Consider the following 25,248-nt stretch of genomic DNA (forward strand, 5'->3'; position numbering starts at 1 on the left):
GAGGCGATTCCAGCCACAATGCCCGCCATGGTCGGAATCGAAGAAATCCGGCGCGCCGCGGCGCGTCTCGAGGGTCAGGTGCTCAACACGCCCTGCGTCGAATCGCGCACGCTCTCCGAAATCGTGGGCGCCCAGGTCTACCTGAAGTTCGAGAATCTGCAGTTCACATCCTCGTTCAAGGAGCGGGGGGCGTGCAACAAGCTGGTCGATCTTCTGGAGGGCCAGGAAGCAACGCGCGGCGTGGTGGCCATGTCGGCCGGCAACCACGCCCAGGGTGTGGCCTACCACGCGCAGCGGCTCGGCCTGCGCGCGCTCATCGTGATGCCGCGCTTCACGCCCGGCGTGAAGATCGAGCGCACGCGCGGCTTCGGCGCCGAAGTGGTACTGCACGGCGACACGCTCGAGGCGGCGCGCACGCATGCGCTGGAGCTGGCCGAACGCGAGGGGCTGACCTTCGTCCACCCCTACGACGACGAAGCCATCATCGCGGGCCAGGGTACCGTGGCGCTCGAAATGCTCGATGCGGTGCCCGACCTCGACACGCTGGTGGTGTCGGTCGGCGGCGGCGGGCTGATCGCGGGCATGGCGATCGCGGCGCGCGAGCGCAAGCCCGGCATCGAGATCGTCGGCGTGCAGACCACGCGCTTTCCGGGCATGGTGAATGCCGTCAAGGGCACCCAGCACCTGCAGGGCAAGAGCACCATCGCCGAAGGCATTGCGGTCGGAACGCCCGGCGTGCTCACGCGCGAGATCATCGCCAAGCATGTGGACGACCTGCTGCTGGTCGACGAAGGCGACATCGAGCAGGGCGTGCTGATGCTGCTCGAAATCGAGAAAACGCTGGTCGAGGGCGCGGGCGCGGCCGGCCTGGCGGCGCTGATCCGGCATCCGGGACGCTTCAAGGGCAAGCGCGTGGGCTTGGTGCTTTCAGGCGGCAACATCGACCCGCTGCTGCTGGCGGCCATCATCGAACGCGGCATGGTGCGGGCCGGCCGGCTGGCGCGCGTCCGGGTGAGCGCGCGCGATGTGCCGGGCTCGTTGGCCCAGATCACGGCCACTGTGGCGGAAGCGGGCGCTAACGTCGATGAGGTTCATCACCAAAGAGCGTTTACCATGCTGGCAGCCCAGAACGTCGACATCGAGCTGGTGCTGCAGACCCGCGGACGGGCGCACCTGGCCAGCGTGCTGGGCGCGCTGCACGAGGCCGGCTTCGAGGCCGAGGAGCAGCACTGAAGGGGCTCGCAACCCCCTAGACCGTGCTGCCGGGGGCCGCCGGTAAAATGGCCGCAGTTTTCCGTATTTGCGTATTCGAGGTAATCAATGTCCAACCCTACTCCCGTCGAGCCCGGCCACGCCGCCGCCGTTGAAAAAGACGCCGTCGAATCGATCGTGCACCTGATGCCGCTCGTGCTCCCGCTGGCCGGCGGCGTGCTGATGCTGCTGCTGGCATCCATCGCCGTCTACTTGGCCTGACAGCCATTTGCGTCCTCGTCCGCGGGTCGTGCGGCCCGCGTTGACGCAGTCTCCCGAAGCGAAAACGTTTTCTCAAACGGACCTCCGCGCCATCGCAGGCGCGGCGTCCCGTTCGGAAAGACGATTTTTTCAACTTAGGAGATTTCCGATGAACGCACCCACGATGCAGGGCCTCGCCATCCAGGCACCCTCGTACGTCAAGAACGCAAAACTGATTGCCTGGGTGGCCGACATGGCCGCGCTTTGCAAACCCCAGGCCATCCACTGGTGCGACGGCAGCAAGGAAGAGTACGACCGCCTCTGCCAGCAGCTGGTCGACGCGGGCACCTTCAAGAAGCTCAATCCGGCCAAGCGCCCCAACTCCTTCCTCGCGGTGTCCGATCCGAGCGACGTGGCGCGCGTCGAGGACCGCACCTTCATCTGCTCCGAGAAAAAGGAAAACGCCGGCCCCACCAACAACTGGATGGCCCCGGCCGAAATGCGCGCCACGCTGCAGCCGCTGTTCGACGGCTGCATGAAGGGCCGCACGATGTACGTGGTGCCGTTCAGCATGGGCCCACTGGGCTCGCCCATTGCCCACATCGGCATCGAGCTCTCCGACTCGCCCTACGTGGCGGTCAACATGCGCATCATGACCCGCATGGGCAAGGCGGTGTACGAGGTGCTTGGCGCCGACGGCGAATTCGTGCCCTGCGTGCACACCGTGGGCGCGCCGCTCGAGGCCGGCCAGAAGGACGTGGCCTGGCCCTGCAACAAGACCAAGTACATCGTCCACTACCCCGAAACGCGCGAGATCTGGAGCTACGGCTCGGGCTACGGCGGCAATGCGCTGCTGGGCAAGAAGTGCTTCGCGCTGCGCATCGCCTCGAACATGGGCCGCGACGAAGGCTGGCTGGCCGAGCACATGCTGATCCTCGGCGTGACCAACCCCCAGGGCAAGAAATACCACGTGGCCGCCGCCTTCCCGAGCGCCTGCGGCAAGACCAACTTCTCGATGCTGGTGCCGCCCGCCGGCTTCGAAGGCTGGAAGGTCACCACCATCGGCGACGACATCGCCTGGATCAAGCCCGGCAAGGACGGCCGCCTCTACGCGATCAACCCCGAGGCCGGCTACTTCGGCGTGGCGCCCGGCACCAACATGCTGACCAACCCGAACTGCATGGACAGCCTGGACCACGACGTGATCTTCACCAACGTCGCGCTCACCGACGACGGCGACGTCTGGTGGGAAGGCATGGAGCAGGACACCGGCACGCTGCCCGCGCACCTGATCGACTGGCAGGGCAAGGACTGGACGCCGCAGATCGCCAAGGAAACCGGCGCCAAGGCCGCGCATCCGAATTCGCGCTTCACCGTGGCCGCCATCAACAACCCCGCGCTCGACGACGCCTGGGACGATCCCAAGGGCGTGGCCATCGATGCCTTCATCTTCGGCGGCCGCCGCTCGACCACCGTGCCGCTCGTGACCGAGGCCCGCAACTGGGTCGAGGGCGTCTACATGGCCGCCACCATGGGCTCCGAAACCACCGCCGCGGCCGCCGGCCAGCAGGGCGTGGTGCGCCGCGACCCATTCGCAATGCTGCCGTTCACGGGCTACAACATGAGCGACTACTTCCAGCACTGGCTCGACCTGGGCAAGAAGCTCGAGGCCTCGGGCGCCAAGCTGCCGAAGATCTACACCACCAACTGGTTCCGCAAGGGCGCCGACGGCAAGTTCGTCTGGCCCGGCTACGGCGAGAACATGCGCGTTCTCAAGTGGATGATCGACCGCGTCGAAGGCACCGCCAAGGGCACCGAGCACATCACCGGCGTGAGCCCGCGCTACGAAGACCTCAACTGGAACGGCCTGGACTTCAGCGCCGAGCAGTTCGCCACGGTCACCAGCATGGACAAGGCTGCCTGGCAGGCCGAGCTGAAGCTGCATGCCGAGCTGTTCCAGCAGCTGGCGCACCACCTGCCGAAGGAACTGCCGGAAACCAAGGCCGCCATCGAGCAGCGCCTGGCGGCCTGACGCCGGTCCCCGGGTCTTGTGCGGCCTGTCCGCACACGCAAAAAAGCCGCCCGGAGGGGCGGCTTTTTCATTGAACGGCCGGCGGCTGGCGCCGATCGATCAGTAGTAGCGCGAGCTGTTCATGCGGCGCATGGCTTCGTAGAGCGTCGGCATGCGCGCTTCGCTGGAGCGTGCGGCCGCGCGGGCCACTGCGTCCACCTTGGCGACGACCGCGGCGGACACCTTGCCTTCGGACTCCTGGCGCCACGTGGCGGCCTGCAGTTCCTGCATCACGCGCGGGTCGTTCTGCGCGGTTTCGAGGAAGCGGGCGTCGGCGCGGGCCGAGGCACGGCGCGCGGCGGCCGCGTTCCAGGCACCGGCCACGCGGGCCAGGGGAGCGCGCAGCGAGCCGGCGAACAGCGCGGCAATACCGAAGGCGGCGGCGCAGAGCACGGCCCAGGCGGCGAGCAGCGCGCCTTCGTCCCAGTTGGAAACGAGCTTGTCGGCCACCACCATCACCGCCGCGGCAACGGCGACGATCAGCAGGGCGATCAGCGGGCGCGAACCGTTCGCGCCGGCGCGTGCGGCCTTGATCTGGCCGAACAGGATCTCGGCGCGCTGGACGCCGGGGTGGACAGTGGGTTGGTCTACGTGGACAAAGCTGGTCATGATGAATCCCTCCGTGGGACGAATGGCTGATGCCGATGGGGAGATATTAGGGTTTGCCCTAGTGTTTTGCAACTTTATCTTTCTGATGTTTATCATTCACATCACTGATGGACGTCAACTTCCGCACACTCGACCTCAACCTGCTCCGCGTCTTCGACGAGGTGATGGCGGAGCGCAACCTCACGCGCGCCGCGCGCAACCTGTCGATCACCCAGCCCGCCGTGAGCAATGCGCTGCGCCGCCTGCGCGAAGTGCTCGGCGACGAGCTGGTGCGCCGCTCGGGCGCAGGCGTCGAGCCCACGCCGCGCGCGCTGGCGCTCTGGCCCACGGTGCGCGACGCGCTGCGGCAACTGCAGCACACGCTGGCGCCGGGCGAGTTCGACGCAGCGACCGCGGACACCACCTTCCTCTTGGCCATGGCCGACGCCACCGCCGCCGAACTCATCCCGGGGCTGGTCCGGATCGTGGAGAAGGAAGCGCCCGCTATCTCGCTGCGCGTTCTGCCGCTGACGACCCGCGATCCGCGGCGGATGCTGGAGCAGGAAGAAGTCGACATGGCGATCGGCTACTTTCCGGCCGTGATCGCCAGCCTGGCGGCACGCGGCCAGTCGGGCGTGGGCGTGGCGTTCGAGACCCAGCGGCTCTACCTGGGCCAGTACGTCTGCGTGATGCGGCGCGGCCATCCGCTCGCGAATGCGCCGCTCACGCTGGACGACTATTGCGCCGCGCGGCACCTGCTCGTGAGCTTTTCGGGGCGTCCCTACGGCTTCATCGACCAGACGCTGGGCGCCCTGGGGCGCGAGCGGCGCATCGTGGTGACGGTGAACCAGTTCTTCACGGCCGGCCGGGTGGTCGCCAATTCAGACCTGCTGACGGTCCTGCCGCGCCATTTCGTGACCGTGACCGGCATCGACGAGCAGCTGGTGCTGCGCGACCTGCCGTTCGACCAGCCGATGGTGCACGTCGACGCCATCTGGCACCGGCGCGCGCAGCATGGGCATGCGCACGAGTGGCTGCGCACCGCGCTGCTGCGCTCGGCCGCGGCGGCTTTTGCGGATTCGGTCCTCGGGCAGAAGGTGCCCGGATGACCGAGGGCTTTCAGCGGACGACCGAGAGCCAGGCGCTGGCGGCAGCGCGCAGTTCCTGCGCGTGATGCGCACCGCGGCCGGCGCGGACATCGGCGCTTTCCATCAGCGCGGCGGCATGGCTGGCCGGGGCGCTGGCGTCGGAGGAACGGAAGAAACGGGCCACTTGGGCAATGAGGCTGAACATGACAGTGCGCTGCTTTTGGCTGCGCTGGAGTGGTTGATGTCCTAAGAATAGGGGTTATCCCTAATATTGAAAGCCCCACTTCATGCGCTTTTTGCATGGGCTGATTCCCCTAGACTGGCCACACGATGCGCAAGATGAAGCTGCAACTGCTGTCCGACCTGCACCTGGAGTCCCACCCCCGCTTCCAGGCCGAGCCTGCGCCCGGCGCCGACATGCTGGTGCTGGCGGGCGACATCGGCTCCTACCAGGAAGGCTCGCGCCTAACGGACCCCGACTTCGGCCTGGGCCGTTTCTCGCCCCGCAACGGCTGGCCGGTGCCTGTGATGTACGTGCCGGGCAACCACGAATACGACAACACCGATTTCGACCAGACCCACGAGCGCCTGCGCGCGCTGTGCCGGGAGCTCGACATTCTCTGGCTGGAGCGCGAGACCCTGGTGATCGACGGCATCCGCTTCATCGGCACCACGCTCTGGGCCGACTTCGACGCGCTGGTGGAACCCACCGACGGCTTGGCCGAGGCGCTCAAGAAGCGCGGCAAGGCCATGCGCGCGGCCGACTTCTATCTCGAGAAAGCCGCCACGGTGCGCCATGGCCAGCCCTTCATGGCCGGCGCCATGCGGGAGCAGGGGCTGGCCTGCCAGGCCTGGCTCGAACAGGCGCTGGCCGAGCCTTTCGACGGCGCCACGGTCGCCATCACGCATTTCGCGCCCAGCCTCGCCAGCGCCGATCCACGCTACGGCCTCACGCCCGGCACCGCGGGCTTCTGCAATTCGCTCGATGCGCTGCTGCCGCGCGCCCGGCTGTGGCTGCACGGCCACCTGCACTGCCCCTCCGACTACGTGAAGGACGGCTGCCGCGTGGTCGCCAACCCGCTCGGCTACAAGGGCAAGGGCGAACAGGAAGGCTTTCGGCCGGACCTGCTGATCGAGGTGCCCTGAGCGCGCGCTACAGCAGCTCTTCACCCACGATCGGCAGCAGCAGCCAGTTCTTGAAGCGCAGCCAGAGAAACTCGCCGGGCTCGTCCTCGTGGACGATGTCGCCGCCGGCGTCGTCGTATTCCAGCCATTGCACGCGGCGCCCGCCCGGCGCGAGCCGCAGCCGGTAGCCCAGGCTCACGCGCTCGCCGCTCATGAGCCTTTCGTAGTCGGCCACGAGCGCCGGGCTGTCGATCACGAGGCCCATTTCGGTGTTCACCGCGGCCGAGCGGCGGTCGAGGTTCATGGAGCCGACAAAGATGCGCTCGCCATCGATCACCGCGAGCTTGGCGTGCAGCCGGCTGATCGAGTGCCCGAAATTGCCGACGCCCCGAGCGCCCGGTCAGCCGGGGCGCGATTTCGTAGATGGTGACGCCGATCTTCAGCATGTCGGCGCGGTAGCGTTCGTAGCCCGCGTAGGCCAGCGGTTCGTCGGTGGCGCCGAGCGAGTTGGTCACCACGGTGATGCGCCCGCCACGCTCGATGGCCTGCTTCATCATCGCCATGCCGCGCGCGCCGGGAATGAAATAGGGCGAACCGATCTTGACTTCGCGCCTGGCCGAATTGATGACGCCGAGCGCGCCTGCGGTCACGCTGCCCTCGTAGGCCGCCTCGGAGTTGCGCGTGATCTTCGCGGGGTCGTCCACGAACAGCGTGGATGGCGCCCATTGCAGCTCGAGCCTGCCGGTGGCGAGCTGTTCGCCCACGGGCGAATGGTCCAGCACGTCGCGCGGGCGGATGCGCACGTCGGGCAGCGCGGCGGCCGCGAGGGCGTCGAAGCGCTTCTGCGCCTCTTCGGCCGCCATGCGCTGCGGCACGATGCGCTCGATGGGCCAGACATGCTCGCTGTTCCAGTAGCGGTCGAAGCCTTCGGACATCCGGCGCACCACCGGCCCGCAGGAGAGCACGTCCATGTCGATGAAGTTCGCCGCCGTGCCGCGCATGAAGTATTCGTTGGCGATGTTGCGGCCGCCCGAGACGGCAAAGCTGTTGTCGGCCACCAGCAGCTTGTTGTGCATGCGGTGGTTGATGCGGCCGAAGTCGCCCAGCGAGAACAGGAGCCGCAGCGCGAACGAGTCGGCACGCGAAGGCAGCGGATTGAACAGCCGCACCTCGACGTTGGGAAAGGCCGAAAGCGCGCTGAACACCTCGTCCTCGCCGGCGGTGTAGAGATCGTCCACCAGGAGGCGCACCCGCACGCCGCGCGCGGCGGCCTCGCGCAGTTCGCGCAGCAGCAGCAGGCCGACGTCGTCGTTCTGGATCAGGTAGTACTGCACGTCGAGCGACTTCTCGGCATGCCGCGCGAGCGAAATGCGCGCGTCGAAGGCAAAGGCCGCCTCCGGCAGCAGCCGGAAGCCCGACAGCGATGCGGGCTCCTGCGGCGCGCGCAGCCGCGCCAGCTGGCCGAGCGCAGTGTCAGCGACATCGGTGATGGCCGCGGACGGCGCGCTGGGCTGTGGCGGCGGCAGGCCCGCGCAGCCCGCCAGCCACGCCGAGGCCACGGCGACCCACACCAGGGCTGCGAGTCTGCGGATAGAGCAAGAGGCTGCCATGGCCCGCACTGTAGCCGGCGGTGGGCTTGGGCGCAGCCCTATGATCGCGCTCACAAAAAAAGGAAAAAGGACACGCGTGCTCAACGGCTTGTGGCTGGGTTTCTTCGCAGTGGCGATGCTGGCGGCGCTCGGGCGCTGGCTCGTGGGCGGCGATCCGGCGGTCTTCGCGGCGATCGTCGAAAGCCTGTTCGCGATGGCGCGGCTCGCGGTCGAGGTGATGGTGCTGCTGTTCGGCACGCTCACACTGTGGCTCGGCTTCCTGCGCATCGCAGAGGCGGCGGGGCTGGTGGGCTGGCTCGCGCGCCTGCTGGGCCCGCTGTTCCGGCGGCTCATGCCCGGCGTGCCCGCGGGCCATCCGGCGCTGGGCCTGATCACGATGAACTTCGCGGCCAATGCGCTCGGGCTCGACAACGCGGCCACGCCCATCGGCCTGAAGGCGATGCGCGAGCTGCAGCGGCTCAACCCCGATCCGGTCACGGCCACCAATGCGCAGATCCTGTTCCTGGTGCTCAACGCCTCTTCGCTCACGCTGCTGCCCGTGACGATCTTCATGTACCGCGCACAGCAGGGCGCGAGCGATCCGACGATGGTGTTCCTGCCGATCCTGCTGGCCACCAGCGCATCGACGCTGGTCGGCCTGCTCTCGGTGGCCGTGGCGCAGCGCCTGCGGCTGTGGGACCCGGTGGTGCTGGCCTACCTGGTGCCGGGCGCGCTGCTGCTGGGCGGCTTCATGGCGCTCTTGGGCACGCTCTCGGCGGCGGCCATTGCGTCGCTCTCCTCGCTCATGGGCAATCTTGCGCTGTTCGGCGTGATCATCGTGTTCCTGCTGGCCGGTGCGATCCGCCGCATCAAGGTCTACGAGTGTTTCATCGAGGGCGCGAAGGAAGGCTTCGATATCGCGAAGAACCTGCTGCCCTACCTGGTGGCGATGCTGTGCGCGGTCGGCGTGCTGCGCGCCTCGGGTGCGCTGGACTTCGTGCTCGGCGGCCTGCGCTGGCTGGTGAGCGCGGGCGGCTGGGATGCGCGCTTCGTCGACGCCATGCCCACCGCCCTGGTCAAGCCCTTCTCGGGCAGCGCGGCGCGCGCGATGCTGATCGAAACCATGAAGAGCCAGGGCGTGGACAGCTTCCCGGCCCTCGTGGCCGCCACCATCCAGGGCAGCACCGAGACCACCTTCTACGTGCTGGCGGTGTACTTCGGCGCGGTCGGCATCCAGCGCGCGCGGCATGCGGTGGCCTGCGCGCTCGCGGCCGAACTGGCGGGCGTGGTGGCGGCGGTTGCGGTCTGCTACTGGTTCTTTGGCTGATCCTGGCTGCGGGCGGCTTGCTTGCGCGGCTCGACCACGGGAAACATCGGCTCGAAGGTATCGAGCATCGACAGCAGCTCGCCGAGCTTCGCGCGGTTGCCTTCGATCTTCACCAGTCCCGACTGAACCGCCTCGGGAAAAGTCGTCTGTTTCAGCGTGATCGCATCGAGCGTCGCGCGGCCCAGCGTCACGGTGGCATCCGCCCCGCTCGCCTGCAGGCCCGCCACATGCGTGAGCGCCGAGTTCTCCAGCGTCAGCACGAACTTCTGGTTCGAATCGGTGAAGTGCCAGTTGATGACCATCGCCTTGCCCTCGGCCTTGGCGGCATCGAGCCGCACGCCGAGGAAGTCGAAGAACAGGTCGTTGCTCACGGCCTTGAGCGTGTCGGCGTTCGAGCTGCTGGCGCCGGGGATCTTCGGCACGCCGTTGCGCAGTTCCATCGCGCCCACCAGGTAGGCGCTGCGCCAGGTGCCGGCCTCCGACTGGTAGCCCAGCTGCTCGAGCGCATCGGCGCCGAGTTCGCGTGCCGCGCGGTTGGCGGGATCGGCGTAGACAACCTGGCTCATCGCGCTCGCGACCCAGCGGAACTCGCCCTGCCTGAAGTCTTCGCGGGCGCGTGCGATCACGGCGTCGGCACCGCCCATGTATTCGACCGTCTTCTTCGCATGGTCCACCGGCGGCAGCGGATTCAGGTTGGCCGGATTGGCGTCGTACCAGCCCAGGTACTTCTGGTACACGGCCTTGGCGTTGTGCCGCAGCGTGCCGTAGTAGCCGCGCGCGGACCATTCCTGCTCCAGGCTCGCAGGCATGCGCAGCGTCTCGGCGATGTCGGCCGCGGTGTAGCCGTGGTTGAGCAGGCGCAGCGACTGGTCGTTGATGAACTTGTACATGTCGCGTTGCTTCTTCAGCAGGTCGACGATGCGATCGCGGCCGGTGGTGGGCCAGTGGTGCTGGGCGATCAGCACGTCCGTCTTTTCGCCGAAGGCCACGCGCGCCTGGTCGATGTACCTGGCCCACAGGTTGCCGTCGCGCACTTCGGCGCCGCGGATCGTGTAGAGGTTGTGCATGTTGTGCGTCACGTCCTCCGCCATGTTGAGCACGCGGAACTGCGGCAGGTACATGAGCATTTCCGACGGCGCCTCCGAACCGGGCACCAGCTGGAACACGATCTCCACGCCATCGATGGTGCGCTGCTCCGTGGCCTTCTCGATGGTCGACGTGGGCGCGATCAGCGTGATGGTGCCGCGCGCGAGCGCCTTGCCCAGGCCGGTATCGACCTGCCCGCGCACACCGGGCGGCAGCAGCGTGCCGAACTGGTACTGCGAACGCCGGCTCATCGCGTTGCCCGCGAGGATGTTCTCCGCCACTGCCGTTTCCATGAAACCCGAGGGTGCAATGACCTGCACCTTCCCGGCAGCCACATCGTCTTCGCTGACCACGCCCTTCACGCCGCCGAAGTGGTCGGCGTGCCCGTGCGTGTAGATCACCGTGCCGACCGGCTTCTTCGGCCGGTGCTGCCGGTACAGCGCGAGCGCGGCGCGCGCGGTCTCCGCCGTGAGCAGCGGATCGATGACGATCAGCGAGTTGTCGCCTTCGACGATGGTCATGTTCGCGATGTCGAAGCCGCGCACCTGGTAGACACGATCGGTCACCTTGAACAGGCCGTGAATCGCATTGAGCTGCGCCTGCCGCCACAGGCTCGGGTTGACCGTGTCGGCCGCTTCGTTCGCCTTGAGGAAGTCATAGGGCTTCATGCTCCAGGCCGGGCGCGGGCCGGCGCCGGGCACCGCCGCATCGGGCACCGTGCCGATGAAGCCGCGCATCGCGTCCTCGAAGTCCTGCCGGTTGGCGAAGGGCAGCGCCCTTGCCATGGCGGCATTGGCCTTCAGCGTGGCGGACTCGGGCGCCTTGGGCGCGATCTGCGCGAAGGACGGCGCGCCGCCGAGCGCGCAAGCCAGTGCGGCGAGGACGGCAGAGAAGGAAAAAGCGTGCATCGTGTCTCTTTGTCTTTGGCGAAAAGCAGGAACAGCGAGCGATTCTCCGAATCGCTCGAAGCATTGGCAAATGCAAAATATGAGTTCTCTTTTTAACCAGAACGCAAAATGCAGCTGCGCCAGCTCCAGCATCTCGTCGCGCTCGCGGAGCAGGGCAGCTTCGGCCGCGCCGCGCAGGCCGTGCACCTGTCGCAGCCCGCGCTCTCGCGCAGCATCGACACCCTCGAGGACAGCCTGCAAGCGCGCCTGATCGACCGCGCCTACGGCACCGTGCGCTTCACGCAGGCAGGCGAGCTCGTGCTCGCGCGCGCCCGCGAGCTCCTCGCGGATGCGCAGCAGATCCAGCGCGACGTGCTGCAGCTCGAAGGCCTCGCGATCGGCAGCCTTGCCGTGGGTCTCGGCCCCTTCGCCGCCAGCACGCTCGGCCGCATGGCCCTGTCGCTGATGACGCAGCGCCATCCGCAACTGCTCATGCGCATGGAAGTGGCCGACACCGCCACGCTCTGCGAGCGCCTGCACCGGCGGCAGCTGGACCTGTTCATCGCCGACACCCGCGACCTGAAGAAGCAGCCCGGACTGAAGCTCGCGCGCCTGCCCGACCTGCCGGTCTCGTTCTTCGTGCAGCCCAGGCACCCGCTGCGCCGCCTGAAGCAGGTGACGCTGGAAAAGGCCATGGACCATCCCCTGGCCGGTCCGAACCTGCCCGCCGAAGTGGCCGCATATTTCGATCGCCAGACTCCGCGCAGCGACCGCGGCGCATTCAGCGTGACCTGCGACGACGCCGGCACCCTTCGCCACCTGGCCCTGACTGCCAATGCGGTGATCCTCGCGCCACATGCGCCGGCCCTGGACACCGACACGAACGCCCTCGCGCCCCTGCCGATCGTCGGCTTTGCAGGCATGCGGACGCACTACAGCCTGGTGACGCTTGCGGGCCGCACGCCCTCGGCCGCCGCCAGTGCCTATACCCGGCTCGTGACAGAGTTGATGGGCCCGGCCAAGCAGCCCGCCATGCGCTGAGCCAAAATGGTCCTCCTGCCGATCATCGCCCAGCCTTTTCCGTGACCACTCCCCGCCGGGCCAAGCCCCCCACCTTTTCGCCCGACGAGTTCCGCGAAGCGCTCGGCATGTTCGCCACCGGCGTGACCATCGTCACCGCGCGCTCGGCCGAAGGCACGCTGGTCGGCCTCACGGCCAACTCGTTCAATTCGGTATCGCTCGCGCCGCCGCTGGTGCTGTGGAGCCTGGCGCGCGCGGCCGGCTCGATGCCGGCGCTCAGCACCGGCTCGCACTACGCCATCAACATCCTGGCCGCCAACCAGAAGGGGCTGGCCGAGCGCTTCGCCACCAAGAACATCGACCGCTGGGCCGACGTGGCCTTCACCGAGGGGCTTGGCGGCGCGCCGGTGCTGGCCGGTGCGGCGGCGAGCTTCGAATGCTTCAACCGCAGCCGCTACGACGAGGGCGACCACGTGATCTTCGTCGGCGAGGTGGAGCGCTGCACCCACAACGCCGGCGCCTCGCCGCTGCTGTTCCACGGCGGGCGCTTCTACACGGAACATCCCTTGTGAGCCGCGGCGCTGCGTTCATGTGCGTGTCGGTGCTGCTGGCTGCGCAGAACGTCGCGGCGCAGGAGCCGGCAGCACCGCTCAAGCAGAACTGGTTCGACGATCCCTTCTTCCAGGTCTCCGCCGGCCAGCCCGCCTGTGCCATGCCCGAAGGCCCGCTCTATACCGCCGAGGAGCGCCGTGCCCAGACCCATTCGCGGCTGGAGCGCGGCACCAGCTGCTGGCTCGCGGGCAAATGCACCGACAGCAACGCCTACCGCTACGACAAGCCGCTCGCGCCCAAGGTGCGCGCCGCGCTCTCGGCCGTGCCGGGCGTGCAGAAGGCCAGCGTGTGGGTGATGATCCAGCGGCGCTGGGTCTACCTGCAGGGCTGCGTGCCCTCGGCCGCCGTGGCCAGGAAGCTCGAACGCGCCGCGCGCGCGGTGCCCGATGTCGAAACCGTGGTGCCCGACCTGATGGTGGGCACGCGGGGCAAGCCGCCTTATCCGGTGGCCGGCCGGTGAACGAACAACAACGCGACGAATGATCCAGCGCAAGACCCACCTCGATTCCCTCGCCATCGGCCTTCTGATCGCATGCTGCGCGTTCTGGGGCCTGCAGCAGATCCTCATCAAGACCACCGTCGCCGAAGTGCCTCCGCTCTGGCAGGCCTCGGTGCGCATGGCGGGCGCCGTGGCGCTGCTCTGGCTCTGGTGCCTGTGGCGCCGCGTGCCGCTGTTCGAGCGCGACGGCACGCTGCCGGGCGGGCTGCTCGTGGGCCTGCTGTTCGCGGGCGAGTTCGCCTGCATCTACCTGGGGCTGCAGCACACCTCGGCTTCGAGGCTCACAGTGTTCCTGTACACCGCGCCGTTCTGGGTTTCGCTGCTGCTGCCGCGCTGGGTACCCGCCGAGCGCCTGCGCGGCCTGCAGTGGCTGGGCCTGGGCATCGCCTTCGCGGCGGTGCTGTTCGCGTTCAGCGAAGGCTTCGGGCATTCAAGTTCGGGCCAGCTGATTGGCGATGCGATGGCGATCGTGGGCGGCATGCTCTGGGGCCTGACCACGCTGGCGCTGCGCACCACGCGGCTCGCCACCGCGAGCGCCGAGAAGGCCCTGTTCTACCAGGTGGCGGTGACCGCGGCCGTGTGCCCGCTGCTGTCGTTGGCGCTCGGCGAGCGCTGGGGCTTCTCGTATTCGGCGTGGGCATGGACCTCGATCGGCCTGCAGACCGTGATCGGCGCCTTCGCGAGCTACCTCACCTGGATGTGGCTGCTGCGGCACTATCCTGCCACGCAGATGTCGTCGTTCAGCTTTCTGACGCCGCTGTTCGCGCTGGTGTTCGGCGTGGCGCTGCTCGGCGAACCGCTCACGCTGCAGCTGATGCTGGCGCTGGTGGGCGTGGGCCTCGGCATCGTGATGGTCAATCGGCGAAAGGCGCGGGCATGAAGGACACGGACTTCCAGCCGGTGCTCGACGACATTGTCGCCACCCTGCGGCCGCTGCTGGGCACCGCCGGCACGGTGGCCAGCTACATCCCGGCGCTGGCCTGCATCGACCCGCGCCAGCTCGGCATTGCGCTGCGCACCTGCGACGGCACCGAGGCCTTCGCGGGCGATGCCGAAACGCCGTTCTCGATCCAGAGCGTGTCCAAGCTCTTCACGCTGACGCTGGCCATGCAGCGCATGGGCGACGCACTGTGGGAGCGCATCGGCCGCGAGCCTTCGGGCAATCCCTTCAACTCGCTGGTGCAGCTGGAGAACGAGCAGGGCAAGCCGCGCAATCCGTTCATCAATGCGGGCGCCATCGCAGTGGCCGACCGCCTCGTGAGCCAGGCGCTGCAGGCCGGCGGCGGCGCCAAGGCCGACATCCTGGCGCTGATGGGCAGCCTCTGCGGCGAGCCGATCTCGTTCGACGACGAGGTGGCACGCTCCGAGGCCGCGACCGGCTTTCGCAACATCGCGCTCGCCAACTTCATGAAGAGCTTCGGCAAGATCGACAACGACGTGGCCGTGGTGCTCGACACCTACTTTCACCAGTGCGCGCTGCGCATGAGCTGCCGCCAGCTGGCGCGCGCGGCGGCCTTCCTGTGCCGCGACGGCGCGCATCCGATCGACGGCCGGGCCGAGGTGACCGGCGAGCGGCAGACGCGGCGCATCAATGCGCTGATGCTCACCTGCGGCACCTACGACGCCGCGGGCGACGTGGCGTTCTCCATCGGCCTGCCCTGCAAGAGCGGCGTGGGCGGCGGCATCGTGGCCGTGGTGCCCGACCGGCTCACGCTGTGCGTGTGGTCGCCCGCGCTGGACGCCACGGGCAACTCGTTGCTGGGAATGAAGGCGCTGGAACTCTTCGTCGCGCGGACCGGGCTGTCGGTCTTCTGAGCGGCTGTTTGCTCGCGCCTCTGCCGCATCTTCAGGCGGGCACTGCCACCGGTGGCGTGCGCAGGCACGCCATGCCTTCGAGCGAAGCCTCGACTGCTTCGTCGAGCGGCGTGTGCGGCTCGCGGCCGAGAAACGCGACCAGCCGCGCATTGTCCATCCGCACCGGCGTCTCCCACAGGTATCGCATTTCGCGCATCTCGCGAAAGGTCGCGAAGAACGGCGAAGCCAGGGTCAGCAGCCACCACGGAAAGGCCGCCACGCGCGGTTCGACACCCGTGCGGCGCGCCACCACGCGGCGGATGGCGCCGCTCATGCGCGTGCCGTCCGCATCCCAGTGGCCGGCCATGTGAAAGCTCGCGAAGGCCTCCAGCCTGTCGCGGCGCTCCAGCAGCTCGACCATGGTGCGCGCCACGTCCGGCAGGTAGGACCACTGGTGGCCGATGCCGCTCCTGCCTGGGTAGCTCACCGTGCCGACCGGCTTTCCCGCCTTGACCAGCCCCTGCGAGAACCAGTTGTTGCCGGCCTTCGGGCCGAAGAAGTCGCCGGCGCGCACGATCAGCACGCGGGCGCCGCGGCGGCTGGCGGCTTCGAGCCGACTTTCCATCTCCACGCGGATCGCGCCCTTGCGCGTCGCGGGGCGCTGCGGCGAATCTTCGGCGAGCAGGGCAAACGCATCCGGCCCGTAGTTGTAGACCGTGCCGGGCAGCACGATGGTGGCACCTTCGGCCGTGGCGGCCGCAATGGTGTTGTCGAGCATCGGCAGCACCAGCTGCGGCCAGCGGCGGTAGCCGGGGGGATTGACCGCATGCACGATGACCGAGCAGCCCTTCGCGGCCTCGGCCACGGCATGGCGGTCCATCGCATCGCCGGAGATCCAGGTGATGCCGTCCTTCTGCGCCGCTGTATCCGCCGCGCCGCGCTTCAGTGCGCGCACCTGCCACCCCGCGTCGCGCAGTTGCCGCGCCACCTCGCTGCCGATGCCGCCTGTGGCACCAAGAACCAGAACCGTGTTGCTGCGGGCCATGAAAACGCTCCAGAAGAGTTGTCGATGGATGGATTCTGGAGCGCAGGCCATTCCATTGGAATTGCCGAACATGAGCCAGCAGCTATACATTTGTGCATGACCTCGAACATCGGCTGGGAACTCTATCGCTCCTTTCTCGCCGTGCTGCGGGAGGGCTCGCTCTCCGGTGCGGCGCGCGCGCTCGGCATCACCCAACCGACGGCGGGACGCCATGTCGCGGCGCTGGAAAAAGCCCTGGGCGTGGTGCTCTTCACGCGCTCGCAGGTCGGCTTGATGCCGACCGAAATTGCCCTGGCGCTGCGGGGCCACGCCGAGGCAATGGAGAGCACTGCCGCCTCCCTGGCGCGCGCCGCCACCAGCCAGGGCGAGGGCGTGCGCGGCGTGGTGCGGGTGTCCGCCAGCGAAGTGATCGGCGTCGAGGTGCTGCCGCCCATCGTCGCGCGGCTGCGCGAGCAACACCCGGCCCTGAAGATTGAACTGGTGTCGACCAACCGCGTCCAGGACCTGCTGCGACGCGAGGCCGACATTGCCGTGCGCATGGTCCGCCCGAAGCAGGAGCAGCTGGTGGCGCGCCGCATCGGTCAGATCGAGCTCGGCTTCCACGCGCACAAGGACTACCTGGCCCGTCATGGAACACCGCGCAGGCTCGAAGAACTGGCGGCGCATTCGGTCATCGGCTACGACCAGCCTTCGGCCTTCGTGCGCAATGCGGGCAAGTCGCTGAAGGGCTTCAGCCGCGATGCCTTCTCGCTGCGCACCGACAGCGACCTGGCGCAGCTCGCGCTGATCCGCGCCGGTGCGGGCATCGGCATCTGCCAGGCCGGGCTCGCCCTGCGCAACGCGGCGCTGGTGCGCCTGATGCGGCGCACGTTTTCCCTGAAGCTCGAGACCTGGGTCACGATGCACGAGGATCTTCGCAGCAGTCCGCGCTGCCGCGCCGCCTTCGATGCATTGGTCGATGGCCTGCAGCATTACATCGGCACGCAGGCGCAGGCGAAAATGGGCCGCGCACGAACACAAGCACCCGAATGACCGAAGCCACAGACTCCACCGACTCCGACACCCTCCCCCTGCAGGAACCCCGCCTCTGGCGCGACGGCCAATGGACCGCCCGCGTCATCAAGAACGAGGAAGACGACGGCTGGGCCGTCGAGATGACCCGCCACGGCGACCCCGAACCGGCGCTGGTCGGCCCCTGGACCATGGGCCGCGACAAGAAGAACCCGAAGCCGCTCGACGGGCCTGCGTTTTCCACGCTGGTGAAGACCGCCGCCGAAGTGATCCGCCGCCACGAGCAGCAATTGCACGCCACGCTCAACAAGAGCGTGACGGTCACGGCGCGCGACGGCCGGCGCATTCGCGTGTCGCTCGCCATCGTGCCCGACGAGGACAACCCCTCGGCCATGCTGAGCGCACATGACGACGAAGACGACAGCGAGCTCGCGAGCGTCAACGTCTCACCTGCCTTCAAGCTCACGTCCGGCAGCGCCGCCGGCTGGATCGAAGCCGACTTCGCCCGCCCGCGCTGACGGCAGCGCCGCGCCAGTGCGCGCGCGGATACCACACGTTCTGCGTATCCGCCAATAAGCGAAAGAACGTATGTCCATGCAGGGGTGAGTTGAGAAGAATCCGCCCCAACGAGCAATCGTTTTCAGTCCTTCATTCATACGACCCCCGCTGCCAGTGCTGCCAGCGAAGGGTCGGGCAACAAAGCCCGAACCGGTTTCAACACCGGTTCGGGCTTTTTTGTTTTTCGGTCGCAACGAAGCCTTTTCGAAACGGATGCGCGCCATCCGGGGGCGGAGCCTTGCCCGGCGAAAAAAAGCACTGGTGACCGGTCGCTCGTTTGCAGGCGCCGCGCCGCGGGAGGAGACACCCAACGCACGGCGGCCGAAGGTCGGATGTTCCTGATGACTCGCACAAAACCAAAGCAAAGGAATTTGACATGACGAACCCCTTCAACCGCCGCCAGATCGTGAAAACCGGCGGCTCGATGATCGTGCTGGGCGCCGCGGGCGGCGTCGCCAGGTTGGCGGCCGCGCAGGATGGCGCCACCGTGAAGCTCGGGCTGCTGCATTCGCTCTCGGGCACCATCGCCATCGCCGAGGCCTCGTTGGTCGATGCCGAAAAACTGGCCATCGAGGAGATCAATGCCGCCGGCGGCGTGCTGGGCAAGAAGATCGAGGCGGTGGTCGAAGACGGCGCCAGCGAGAACCCGGTGTTCGCTGAAAAGGCACGCAAGCTGCTGGAGCGCGACAAGGTCGCCGCCATCATCGGCTGCTACACCTCGGCCTCGCGCAAGGCGTTGCTGCCGGTGCTCAACCAGGCCAAGGGCCTCCTCTTCTACCCGACCTACTACGAGGGCCAGGAGCAGGACAAGCGCGTGTTCTACCCCTCGCAGGAGGCCACGCAGTCGGTCATCGCGGCGGTCGAATGGATGGCGCGCGAGAAGGGCAAGAGCTTCTTCCTCGTGGGCTCCGACTACATCTACCCGCGCACCTGCAACAAGATCGCCAAGCCCGCCATTGCCACGGCCGGCGGCAAGGTGCTCGGCGAAGAATATGCGCCGCTGGGCCACACCGAGTTCTCGTCGATCATCAACAAGATCAAGGCCGCCAAGCCCGACTGCATCTACAGCACGGTGGTGGGCGGCTCCAACGTGGCTTTCTACAAGCAGCTGCGCGCGGCGGGCCTCGACGGCAGCAAGCAAGTGCTGCTGTCGACCGTGGTGTCCGAGAACGAGATCGACGGCATCGGCAAGGACAACGCCACGGGCTACTACGCCTGCATGGGCTACTTCCAGAGCATCAAGTCGCCAGCCAACGAGAAGTTCGTGAAGGCCTTCAAGGCCAGGTACGGGCAGGATCGCGTGATCGGCGACCCGATGGAGGTGGCCTACAACAGCGTGTACCTCTGGAAGCTCGCGGTCGAGAAGGCCAAGTCCTTCGACGTCGACAAGGTCACGGCCGCCGCGGCGGGCGTGGAGATCGAGGCGCCCGAAGGCACGGTGCGCGTGCACGCCACCAATCACCACGTGTGGAAGAAGGTGCGCGTGGGCCGCGCACGGCCCGACGGCCAGTTCGACATCGTGTGGGAATCGCCGCAGCCGGTCGAGCCCAACCCCTTCCCGAAGGTCTGACCCCGATGAACTTCGACATCGCGGTGATGCAGGTGTTCAACGGCGTGAGCCTGTTCACCATCCTGCTGCTCATGGCCATCGGACTGGCCATCGTTTTCGGTCTGATGGGCGTCATCAACATGGCGCACGGCGAGCTGATGGCGCTGGGCGCCTACATGACCTACCTGGCGGCGCGCTTCTTCGCGCACTTCGCGCCCGGCTGGATGGACCTGTACCTGTTCGCAGCGATCCCGTTCGCGTTCGCCGTGACCTTCGCGTTCGGCTACCTGCTGGAGCGGGGCTTCATCCGCTTCTTCTACGACCGGCCGCTCGACACGCTGCTGGCCACCTGGGGCCTGAGCCTGATGCTGCAGCAGGCTTATCGCTCGATCTTCGGCGCGCAGGAGGTCAGCGTGCCGCTGGCCTCGTGGCTCGCCGGCGCATGGGAGCCGACGGCGGGCATCCAGCTGCCGCTCACGCGCATCTTCATCGTCGGGCTCACCGCCCTCGTCGCGGTCGGCGTGTACCTGCTGCTGTACCGCACGCCCTGGGGCCTGAAGGTGCGCGCGGTGACGCAGAACCGCGCCATCGCCGGCGCAGTGGGCATCGACACGCACCGCGTCGACGCGATGACCTTCGCGCTGGGCTCGGGCCTGGCGGGCATCGCCGGTTCGGTGTTCACGATGATCGGCTCGACCAACCCTGGCACGGGCCAGCTGTACATCGTCGACTCGTTCATCGTGGTGGTGTTCGGCGGCGTGCAGAGCCTCATCGGCACCGCGCTCTCGGGCTTTGCCATCGCGCAGTCGCAGACCTGGCTCGAGTACCTCATGAGCGGCTCGATGGCCAAGGCCACGATCCTGCTGCTGGTGATCGCGGTGCTGTACTTCCGGCCCAACGGCCTGTTCGCCACGCGCGCGAGGAGCTGACGCATGCACGGTCTTTCTCCTCAACGCACCCGCGACCTCGGCGCGATGGTGGCGGTGCTGGTGCTGCTGGCCGTGGTGCTGCCGCTCACGCTCGATCCGTTCCGCCTGAACCTCATCAGCAAGTACCTGGCCTTCGCGTTCGTCGCGGTGGGCGTGGTGCTCACCTGGGGCTACGGCGGCGTGCTGAGCCTGGGCCAGGGCATGTTCTTCGGCCTGGGCGGCTACATGATGGCGATGTTCCTCAAGCTCGAAGCCTCCGCGCCCGAGCTGCCGGACTTCATGGTGTGGAGCAGCGTCGAGCAGCTGCCCGCGTGGTGGCAGCCCTTCCACTCGCTGGGCTGGACGGTCGTGGGCATTCTCTTGATTCCTGCTGTGCTGGCCTATGTGTTCTCGTACGCGATCTTCAAGCGACGCGTGAGCGGCGTGTACTTCGCGATCGTCACGCTGTCGCTGGCGCTCACGCTCACCGTGGTGGTCGTCGGCCAGCAGGGCGACACCGGCGGTGCCAACGGCATCACCGATTTCCGCACGCTGCTGGGCTGGGACATCGCCACCGACGAGGCCAAGCGCACGATGTACTTCGTCGAGGTGGCGGCCATCGCGCTGGTGATGATGGTGTCGCTCGCCATCGTGCGCAGCCGCTTCGGCAAGCTGCTGATCGCCATCCGCGACAAGGAAGACCGCGTGCGCTTCAGCGGCTACAACACGGCGCACATGAAGGCCTTCGTGTTCGCGGTGGCAGCAGTGCTTTCGGCCATCGGCGGAGCGTTCTACAGCCTGCAGGTGGGGCTGATCGCGCCGGGCGTGATCGGCGTGGTCGCTTCGGTTGAGATGGTGATCTATGCGGCGGTCGGCGGGCGACTGTCGATTCCCGGTGCGGTGATCGGCGCGCTGCTCATCGGCTTTCTCAAGTCGTACCTGTCGGAGACCTTTCCCGAAGGCTGGCTGTACTTCCTCGGCGCTGTGTTCATCCTCGTGGTGTGGGCGATGCCGAACGGGCTCGCGGGCCTGGGCGAGAAGCTCATGCGTCGACGGAGTGCGGAGGTGGCGCCATGAACGCCACGATGACGATGCCCAACGGGGGCATGCCGCAAGCGGCGGCGGCGTTCTCGCACTCGAACGAACAGATCCTGCGCATCGAAGACCTCACCGTGTCCTTCGACGGCTTCAAGGCCGTGGACGGGCTGAGCCTCTCGGTCGAGCGCAACGAGCTGCGCGTGATCATCGGCCCGAACGGCGCGGGCAAGACCACGCTGCTCGACATGGTGTGCGGCAAGACCAAACCCAGCGCGGGCCGCGTGCTGTTCAACGGCCAGGACCTCGGGCGGTTGAACGAATACGAGATCGTGCGCGCCGGCGTGGGCCGCAAGTTCCAGACGCCTTCGGTCTACGAAGACCTCACGGTGCTGGAGAACTTCGAGATCTCGCTGCCGCGCATGCACGGCCTGCTGCAGTCGCTGACCTTTCGCCGCACGCCCGCCGTGCGCGAACGCATCGACGCCATGGCCGAGCAGGTCTTCCTGAGCGAGCGGCTCGGCCACCGCGCCGGGCAGCTCAGCCACGGGCAGAAGCAGTGGCTCGAGATCGGGATGCTGCTCATGCAGGAGCCCGAGCTGCTGCTGCTCGACGAGCCGGTGGCCGGCATGAGCCCGCGCGAGCGCGAGCAGACGGGCGACCTGCTGCGCCGCATCTCGGCCGGCAAGTCGGTGGTCGTGATCGAGCACGACATGGACTTCGTCAAGCGCATCGCACACCGCGTCACGGTGCTGCACCAGGGCAAGTTGCTGAGCGAAGGCACAGCGGCCGAGGTGCAGGCCGACCCGCGCGTGATCGACGTGTACCTGGGCCATTGAGAGAAGGAGATATCCAGATGCTCGAAGTCTACGAACTCAACGTGGCCTACGGCGAATCGCACGTCATCCGCGATGTGTCGCTGCGCGTCGCGCCCGACGAAGCGGTGGCCATCATGGGCCGCAACGGCATGGGCAAGACCACGCTGCTGAAATCGCTCATCGGTTTGTTGCCCGCGCGCGGCGGCCACATCCACCTGAGCGGCGCCGACATCACGAAGCTGCCGAGCTACCAGCGCGTGGCGCAGGGGCTGGCCTTCGTGCCGCAGGGGCGCATGGTGTTTCCGTTCCTCACTGTGGAGCAGAACATCCTCTCGGGCGCCGCGAAGTCGGGCCACCGCGCGGTGCCCGACTACCTCTACAAGTTCTTCCCCGTGCTCAAGGACATGAAGCAGCGCCGCGCCGGCAACCTCTCGGGCGGCCAGCAGCAGATGCTGGCGATTGCGCGCGCGCTCATCTCGGAGCCGAAGGTGCTGATCCTGGACGAGCCCACCGAAGGCATCCAGCCTTCGATCATCAAGGAGATCGCGCAGACGCTGAACGTGCTGCGCGCCGAGCGCGGCTTTGCCATCGTGGTGTCGGAGCAGGTGCTGAGCTTCGCGCTCGACCTGGCCGACCGTTTTCTCGTCATCGACCGCGGGCGCCTCGTGCACGACGAAGCGCGCGCCAGCCTCGACCAGGACAAGGTCAGGTCTTTCCTGACCGTGTGAGTCTTCCCGTTTTTCCCTCAACCCCCTCCAGGAGCAGCGTCATGAGACATGGTGATATTTCGAGCAGCAACGATTGCGTCGGCGTCGCGGTCGTCAACTACAAGATGCCCCGCCTGCACACCAAGGCCGAGGTGCTCGACAACGCACGCAAGATCGGCGAGATGCTGGTCGGCATGAAAAAGGGCCTGCCGGGCATGGACCTGGTGATCTTTCCCGAGTACTCCACGCACGGGATCATGTACGACGCGAAGGAGATGTACGACACCGCCGCCACCGTGCCCGGCGAAGAGACTGCGATCTTCGCGGACGCCTGCCGCCGCGCCAACGTGTGGGGCGTGTTCTCGCTGACCGGCGAGCGCCATGAAGAGCACCCGAACAAGGCGCCCTACAACACGCTGATCCTCATGAACAACCAGGGCGAGATCGTCCAGAAGTACCGCAAGATCATGCCGTGGGTGCCCATCGAGGGCTGGTATCCGGGCGACTGCACCTACGTGAGCGAAGGCCCCAAGGGCATGAAGATGAGCCTGATCATCTGCGACGACGGCAACTATCCCGAGATCTGGCGCGACTGCGCGATGCGCGGCGCCGAACTCATCATCCGCTGCCAGGGCTACATGTACCCGGCCAAGGAGCAGCAGATCCTGGTGTCGAAGGCCATGGCCTTCATGAACAACACCTACGTGGCGGTGGCCAACGCGGCCGGCTTCGACGGCGTGTACTCGTACTTCGGCCACTCCGCGCTCATCGGCTTCGACGGCCGCACGCTCGGCGAATGCGGCGAGGAGGAAATGGGCATCAACTACGCCGAGCTGTCGATGGGCCTGATCCGCGACGCGCGCAAGAACGGCCAGTCGCAGAACCACCTCTTCAAGCTCGTGCACCGCGGCTACACCGGCACCATCAATTCGGGCGACGGCGACAAGGGCGTGGCGGCCTGCCCCTACAACTTCTACACGCAGTGGATCAACGACCCTGAGGGCACCAGAGAAATGGTGGAGTCGTTCACGCGCAGCACGGTCGGCACGCCTGAATGCCCGATCGACGGCATTCCAAACGAGCCGGCCAAGCATCGCTGACCGGGCGACCGGCCCTTCCACGCTCAACCACAAAAGGTACGCCATGACACAGACGCATCTCGACGACAAGGTACTCGGCGAAGAGTACGAGCACGACCCGGTTCCGCTCTCGAAGCGGCGCAGCACCTTCTCGGTCTCGATGGTGTGGCTCGGGTTCCCGATGATCATCACGGGGGCCATGACCGGCTCCATCCTGGTGGCGGGCATGGGCTTCCAGTCCGCGCTGCTCGCGATGATCGTGGGCAACCTGCTGATGTTCGCGTACGTGGGGTCGCTCGGTGCACTGGGCACGGCGCGCGGCCACAACTTCGCGCTGCTGGCCAGCGCCAGCTTCGGCAGGAAGGGCTACGTGTTCGCCTCGGGCCTGCTGTCGACCTTGCTGCTGGGCTGGTACGCGGTGCAGACCGGCATCACGGGCAACCTGATGCACACGGCCTTCAAGTTCGACTACCTGACGATGACGATTGCGGCAGGCGTGCTGTACCTGGGGATCACCTTCGTCGGCATTCGCGGGCTGCACTGGATCGGCATGGTGTCGGTGCCGCTGTTCGTGGTGCTGGGCGGCTGGGTCGCGTTGCATTCGGCCGGCGCAGCGGGGTGGGACAAGGTGCTGTCGTACGCCGGCACGCAGCCCGCGCTGCCGATGTCCTTCGGCATCGGGCTGACCATCGTGGTGGCGCTGTTCATCGACGCGGGCACGGTCACGGCCGACTTCAATCGCTGGGCCGCCGACCGCAAGAGCTCGCTGATCGCCACGGCCTGCGCCTTTCCCGTGGCCAACCTGGTCGCGATGCTGGTCGGCGGCGTCATGACGGCCGCACTGGCGCTGCCGCAACCGCAGCCCTTCGGCCTGGACAACATGTTCGGCTACCTGCTCGCGCAGAACGCGCCGTGGCTGGCCGTGGTGGCCTTCGTGTTCCTGCTGTGCAACCTGGGCTCGGTGTGCGCGCACTGCCTCTACAACTCGGCCGTGGGCTGGTCGCGCATCGGCAACGGGCGCATGCGCGTGTTCGCCGTGGCGCTCGCCGCGGTGGGCATCGCGGTTGCCGCAGCCAACGTGTGGGCGCTGTTCATTCCGTGGCTGTCACTGCTGGGCATCCTGGTGCCGCCCATCGGCGCCATCCTGATCGCCGACCTGTACTTCGTGCGGCCCGGCGCCGCCATCGGTGCCGACTGGCGCCCGCGCGCCTTCATCGCCTGGGGCGTGGGCTCGCTGGTGGCCTATGCCACCGAGACGATGGCGCCGCAGCTGTCGACGGCCGTGGCGGCCTTCATTGCGGCGGGCGTCTGCTACTTCGTGCTCCACATCGGCAGCGCCGCGCCGGTGGCAGCGGCCGCGCCGTCCATCAAGAACTGAACCCCTCTTCCGAAAGCGACAA

Annotated in this window: 25 protein-coding genes and 1 pseudogene; 20 read left to right on the forward strand and 6 right to left on the reverse strand. The window is 67.5% G+C overall.

The genetic code is table 11. The features are described 5' to 3' along the window. Window positions 1-27: 27 nt before the first annotated feature. The 3 genes from IB278_RS27055 (at window position 28) to IB278_RS27065 (ending at window position 3,484) form a co-directional block, all read left to right on the forward strand. Window positions 28-1,233 (forward strand): threonine ammonia-lyase, encoded by a 1,206-nt coding sequence (locus IB278_RS27055; protein WP_186454092.1) that lies wholly within the window; start codon window positions 28-30, stop codon window positions 1,231-1,233. Window positions 1,234-1,320: 87 nt separating this feature from the next. Beyond that, on the forward strand, window positions 1,321-1,473 hold the full coding sequence (locus IB278_RS27060; protein ID WP_012745313.1) for a hypothetical protein: 153 nt from the start codon (window positions 1,321-1,323) through the stop codon (window positions 1,471-1,473). A 148-nt stretch (window positions 1,474-1,621) separates the two neighbouring features. Beyond that, a complete protein-coding gene (locus IB278_RS27065) occupies window positions 1,622-3,484 on the forward strand; it encodes a phosphoenolpyruvate carboxykinase (GTP) (protein ID WP_192326719.1) in 1,863 nt (620 codons plus the stop codon). A gap of 99 nt (window positions 3,485-3,583) precedes the next feature. Here IB278_RS27065 and IB278_RS27070 read toward each other — a convergent pair whose 3' ends face one another. Further along, on the reverse strand, window positions 3,584-4,132 hold the full coding sequence (locus IB278_RS27070; protein ID WP_192326721.1) for a hypothetical protein: 549 nt from the start codon (window positions 4,130-4,132) through the stop codon (window positions 3,584-3,586). A gap of 107 nt (window positions 4,133-4,239) precedes the next feature. Here IB278_RS27070 and IB278_RS27075 point away from each other — a divergent pair, with 107 nt between their 5' ends. Continuing rightward, on the forward strand, window positions 4,240-5,220 hold the full coding sequence (locus IB278_RS27075; protein ID WP_192326723.1) for a LysR family transcriptional regulator: 981 nt from the start codon (window positions 4,240-4,242) through the stop codon (window positions 5,218-5,220). A 10-nt stretch (window positions 5,221-5,230) separates the two neighbouring features. Here the strand turns inward: IB278_RS27075 and IB278_RS27080 are convergent, their stop codons facing one another. Then, window positions 5,231-5,404, reverse strand: a complete 174-nt coding sequence (locus IB278_RS27080; protein WP_186454093.1) for a hypothetical protein — start codon at window positions 5,402-5,404, stop codon at window positions 5,231-5,233. A gap of 134 nt (window positions 5,405-5,538) precedes the next feature. On the opposite strand from IB278_RS27080, the gene IB278_RS27085 reads away from it, so the two are divergent. After that, window positions 5,539-6,345 carry a metallophosphoesterase gene (locus IB278_RS27085; protein ID WP_145740501.1) on the forward strand — a complete coding sequence of 269 codons (807 nt, stop codon included), beginning with the start codon at window positions 5,539-5,541 and terminating at the stop codon, window positions 6,343-6,345. Between the two features lie 7 nt (window positions 6,346-6,352). Here the strand turns inward: IB278_RS27085 and IB278_RS33970 are convergent, their stop codons facing one another. Together IB278_RS33970 and IB278_RS34325 are read right to left on the reverse strand one after the other, a co-directional pair. Further along, entirely contained in the window at window positions 6,353-6,661 is a 309-nt protein-coding gene (locus IB278_RS33970) for a phospholipase D-like domain-containing protein (protein WP_412556338.1), read from the reverse strand. Window positions 6,662-7,292: 631 nt separating this feature from the next. Continuing rightward, a pseudogene (locus tag IB278_RS34325) lies at window positions 7,293-7,934 on the reverse strand (phospholipase D-like domain-containing protein); the annotation flags it as partial. Between the two features lie 76 nt (window positions 7,935-8,010). Between IB278_RS34325 and IB278_RS27095 the strand changes: the two are divergent. Then, window positions 8,011-9,240, forward strand: a complete 1,230-nt coding sequence (locus IB278_RS27095; RefSeq protein WP_145738681.1) for a nucleoside recognition domain-containing protein — start codon at window positions 8,011-8,013, stop codon at window positions 9,238-9,240. On the opposite strand, the gene IB278_RS27100 is transcribed toward IB278_RS27095, so the two are convergent. After that, on the reverse strand, window positions 9,222-11,234 hold the full coding sequence (locus tag IB278_RS27100; protein ID WP_192326725.1) for an alkyl/aryl-sulfatase: 2,013 nt from the start codon (window positions 11,232-11,234) through the stop codon (window positions 9,222-9,224). The two genes, IB278_RS27095 and IB278_RS27100, sit on opposite strands and share 19 nt — an antisense overlap. Window positions 11,235-11,342: 108 nt before the next feature. Between IB278_RS27100 and IB278_RS27105 the strand changes: the two genes are divergently transcribed. Genes IB278_RS27105 through IB278_RS27125 form a run of 5 tightly spaced genes read left to right on the forward strand, consistent with a single transcriptional unit; the run spans window position 11,343 to window position 15,159 of the window. After that, on the forward strand, window positions 11,343-12,254 hold the full coding sequence (locus IB278_RS27105; RefSeq protein WP_192326727.1) for a LysR family transcriptional regulator: 912 nt from the start codon (window positions 11,343-11,345) through the stop codon (window positions 12,252-12,254). Window positions 12,255-12,295: 41 nt separating this feature from the next. Next, a complete protein-coding gene (locus IB278_RS27110; RefSeq protein ID WP_145738687.1) occupies window positions 12,296-12,805 on the forward strand; it encodes a flavin reductase family protein in 510 nt (169 codons plus the stop codon). Continuing rightward, window positions 12,802-13,305, forward strand: a complete 504-nt coding sequence (locus IB278_RS27115; RefSeq protein ID WP_318646716.1) for a BON domain-containing protein — start codon at window positions 12,802-12,804, stop codon at window positions 13,303-13,305. Before IB278_RS27110 ends, IB278_RS27115 begins: the two co-directional genes overlap by 4 nt. 19 nt (window positions 13,306-13,324) lie before the next feature. Then, the gene (locus IB278_RS27120) at window positions 13,325-14,224 is read left to right on the forward strand and encodes a DMT family transporter (RefSeq protein WP_192326728.1); all 900 of its coding nucleotides are present in this window, start codon (window positions 13,325-13,327) and stop codon (window positions 14,222-14,224) included. Then, window positions 14,221-15,159: a glutaminase gene (locus IB278_RS27125; protein WP_192326729.1), complete on the forward strand. Its 939-nt coding sequence runs from the start codon at window positions 14,221-14,223 to the stop codon at window positions 15,157-15,159. The genes IB278_RS27120 and IB278_RS27125 overlap by 4 nt, the downstream gene beginning before the upstream one ends. 31 nt (window positions 15,160-15,190) lie before the next feature. Here IB278_RS27125 and IB278_RS27130 read toward each other — a convergent pair whose 3' ends face one another. Then, window positions 15,191-16,183: an SDR family oxidoreductase gene (locus IB278_RS27130; protein ID WP_192326730.1), complete on the reverse strand. Its 993-nt coding sequence runs from the start codon at window positions 16,181-16,183 to the stop codon at window positions 15,191-15,193. Between the two features lie 96 nt (window positions 16,184-16,279). Between IB278_RS27130 and IB278_RS27135 the strand changes: the two genes are divergently transcribed. From IB278_RS27135 to IB278_RS27175, 9 genes are all read left to right on the forward strand, one after another. Continuing rightward, on the forward strand, window positions 16,280-17,215 hold the full coding sequence (locus tag IB278_RS27135) for a LysR family transcriptional regulator (protein ID WP_192326731.1): 936 nt from the start codon (window positions 16,280-16,282) through the stop codon (window positions 17,213-17,215). Beyond that, complete coding sequence (locus IB278_RS27140) at window positions 17,212-17,712, forward strand: hypothetical protein (protein ID WP_145738697.1); 501 nt, start codon at window positions 17,212-17,214, stop codon at window positions 17,710-17,712. The genes IB278_RS27135 and IB278_RS27140 overlap by 4 nt, the downstream gene beginning before the upstream one ends. A 416-nt stretch (window positions 17,713-18,128) precedes the next feature. Then, window positions 18,129-19,322 (forward strand): urea ABC transporter substrate-binding protein, encoded by a 1,194-nt coding sequence (urtA, locus tag IB278_RS27145; RefSeq protein WP_192326732.1) that lies wholly within the window; start codon window positions 18,129-18,131, stop codon window positions 19,320-19,322. A 5-nt stretch (window positions 19,323-19,327) separates the two neighbouring features. Then, a complete protein-coding gene (urtB, locus tag IB278_RS27150; RefSeq protein ID WP_192326733.1) occupies window positions 19,328-20,230 on the forward strand; it encodes an urea ABC transporter permease subunit UrtB in 903 nt (300 codons plus the stop codon). Between the two features lie 3 nt (window positions 20,231-20,233). Further along, complete coding sequence (urtC, locus tag IB278_RS27155) at window positions 20,234-21,286, forward strand: urea ABC transporter permease subunit UrtC (protein WP_192326734.1); 1,053 nt, start codon at window positions 20,234-20,236, stop codon at window positions 21,284-21,286. A 29-nt stretch (window positions 21,287-21,315) separates the two neighbouring features. Beyond that, window positions 21,316-22,083 carry an urea ABC transporter ATP-binding protein UrtD gene (gene urtD / locus IB278_RS27160; protein WP_099797328.1) on the forward strand — a complete coding sequence of 256 codons (768 nt, stop codon included), beginning with the start codon at window positions 21,316-21,318 and terminating at the stop codon, window positions 22,081-22,083. Between the two features lie 17 nt (window positions 22,084-22,100). Beyond that, window positions 22,101-22,790, forward strand: coding sequence for an urea ABC transporter ATP-binding subunit UrtE (gene urtE / locus IB278_RS27165; RefSeq protein WP_192326735.1), 690 nt, complete (start codon window positions 22,101-22,103; stop codon window positions 22,788-22,790). Window positions 22,791-22,831: 41 nt separating this feature from the next. Then, complete coding sequence (locus IB278_RS27170; protein WP_192326737.1) at window positions 22,832-23,869, forward strand: aliphatic amidase; 1,038 nt, start codon at window positions 22,832-22,834, stop codon at window positions 23,867-23,869. A 43-nt stretch (window positions 23,870-23,912) separates the two neighbouring features. Next, window positions 23,913-25,226, forward strand: a complete 1,314-nt coding sequence (locus tag IB278_RS27175; RefSeq protein WP_192326739.1) for a purine-cytosine permease family protein — start codon at window positions 23,913-23,915, stop codon at window positions 25,224-25,226. Window positions 25,227-25,248: the final 22 nt, after the last annotated feature.

Source organism: Variovorax sp. VRV01 (genome assembly GCF_014852545.1).
Taxonomy (GTDB): Bacteria; Pseudomonadota; Gammaproteobacteria; order Burkholderiales; family Burkholderiaceae_C; genus Variovorax; species Variovorax beijingensis_A.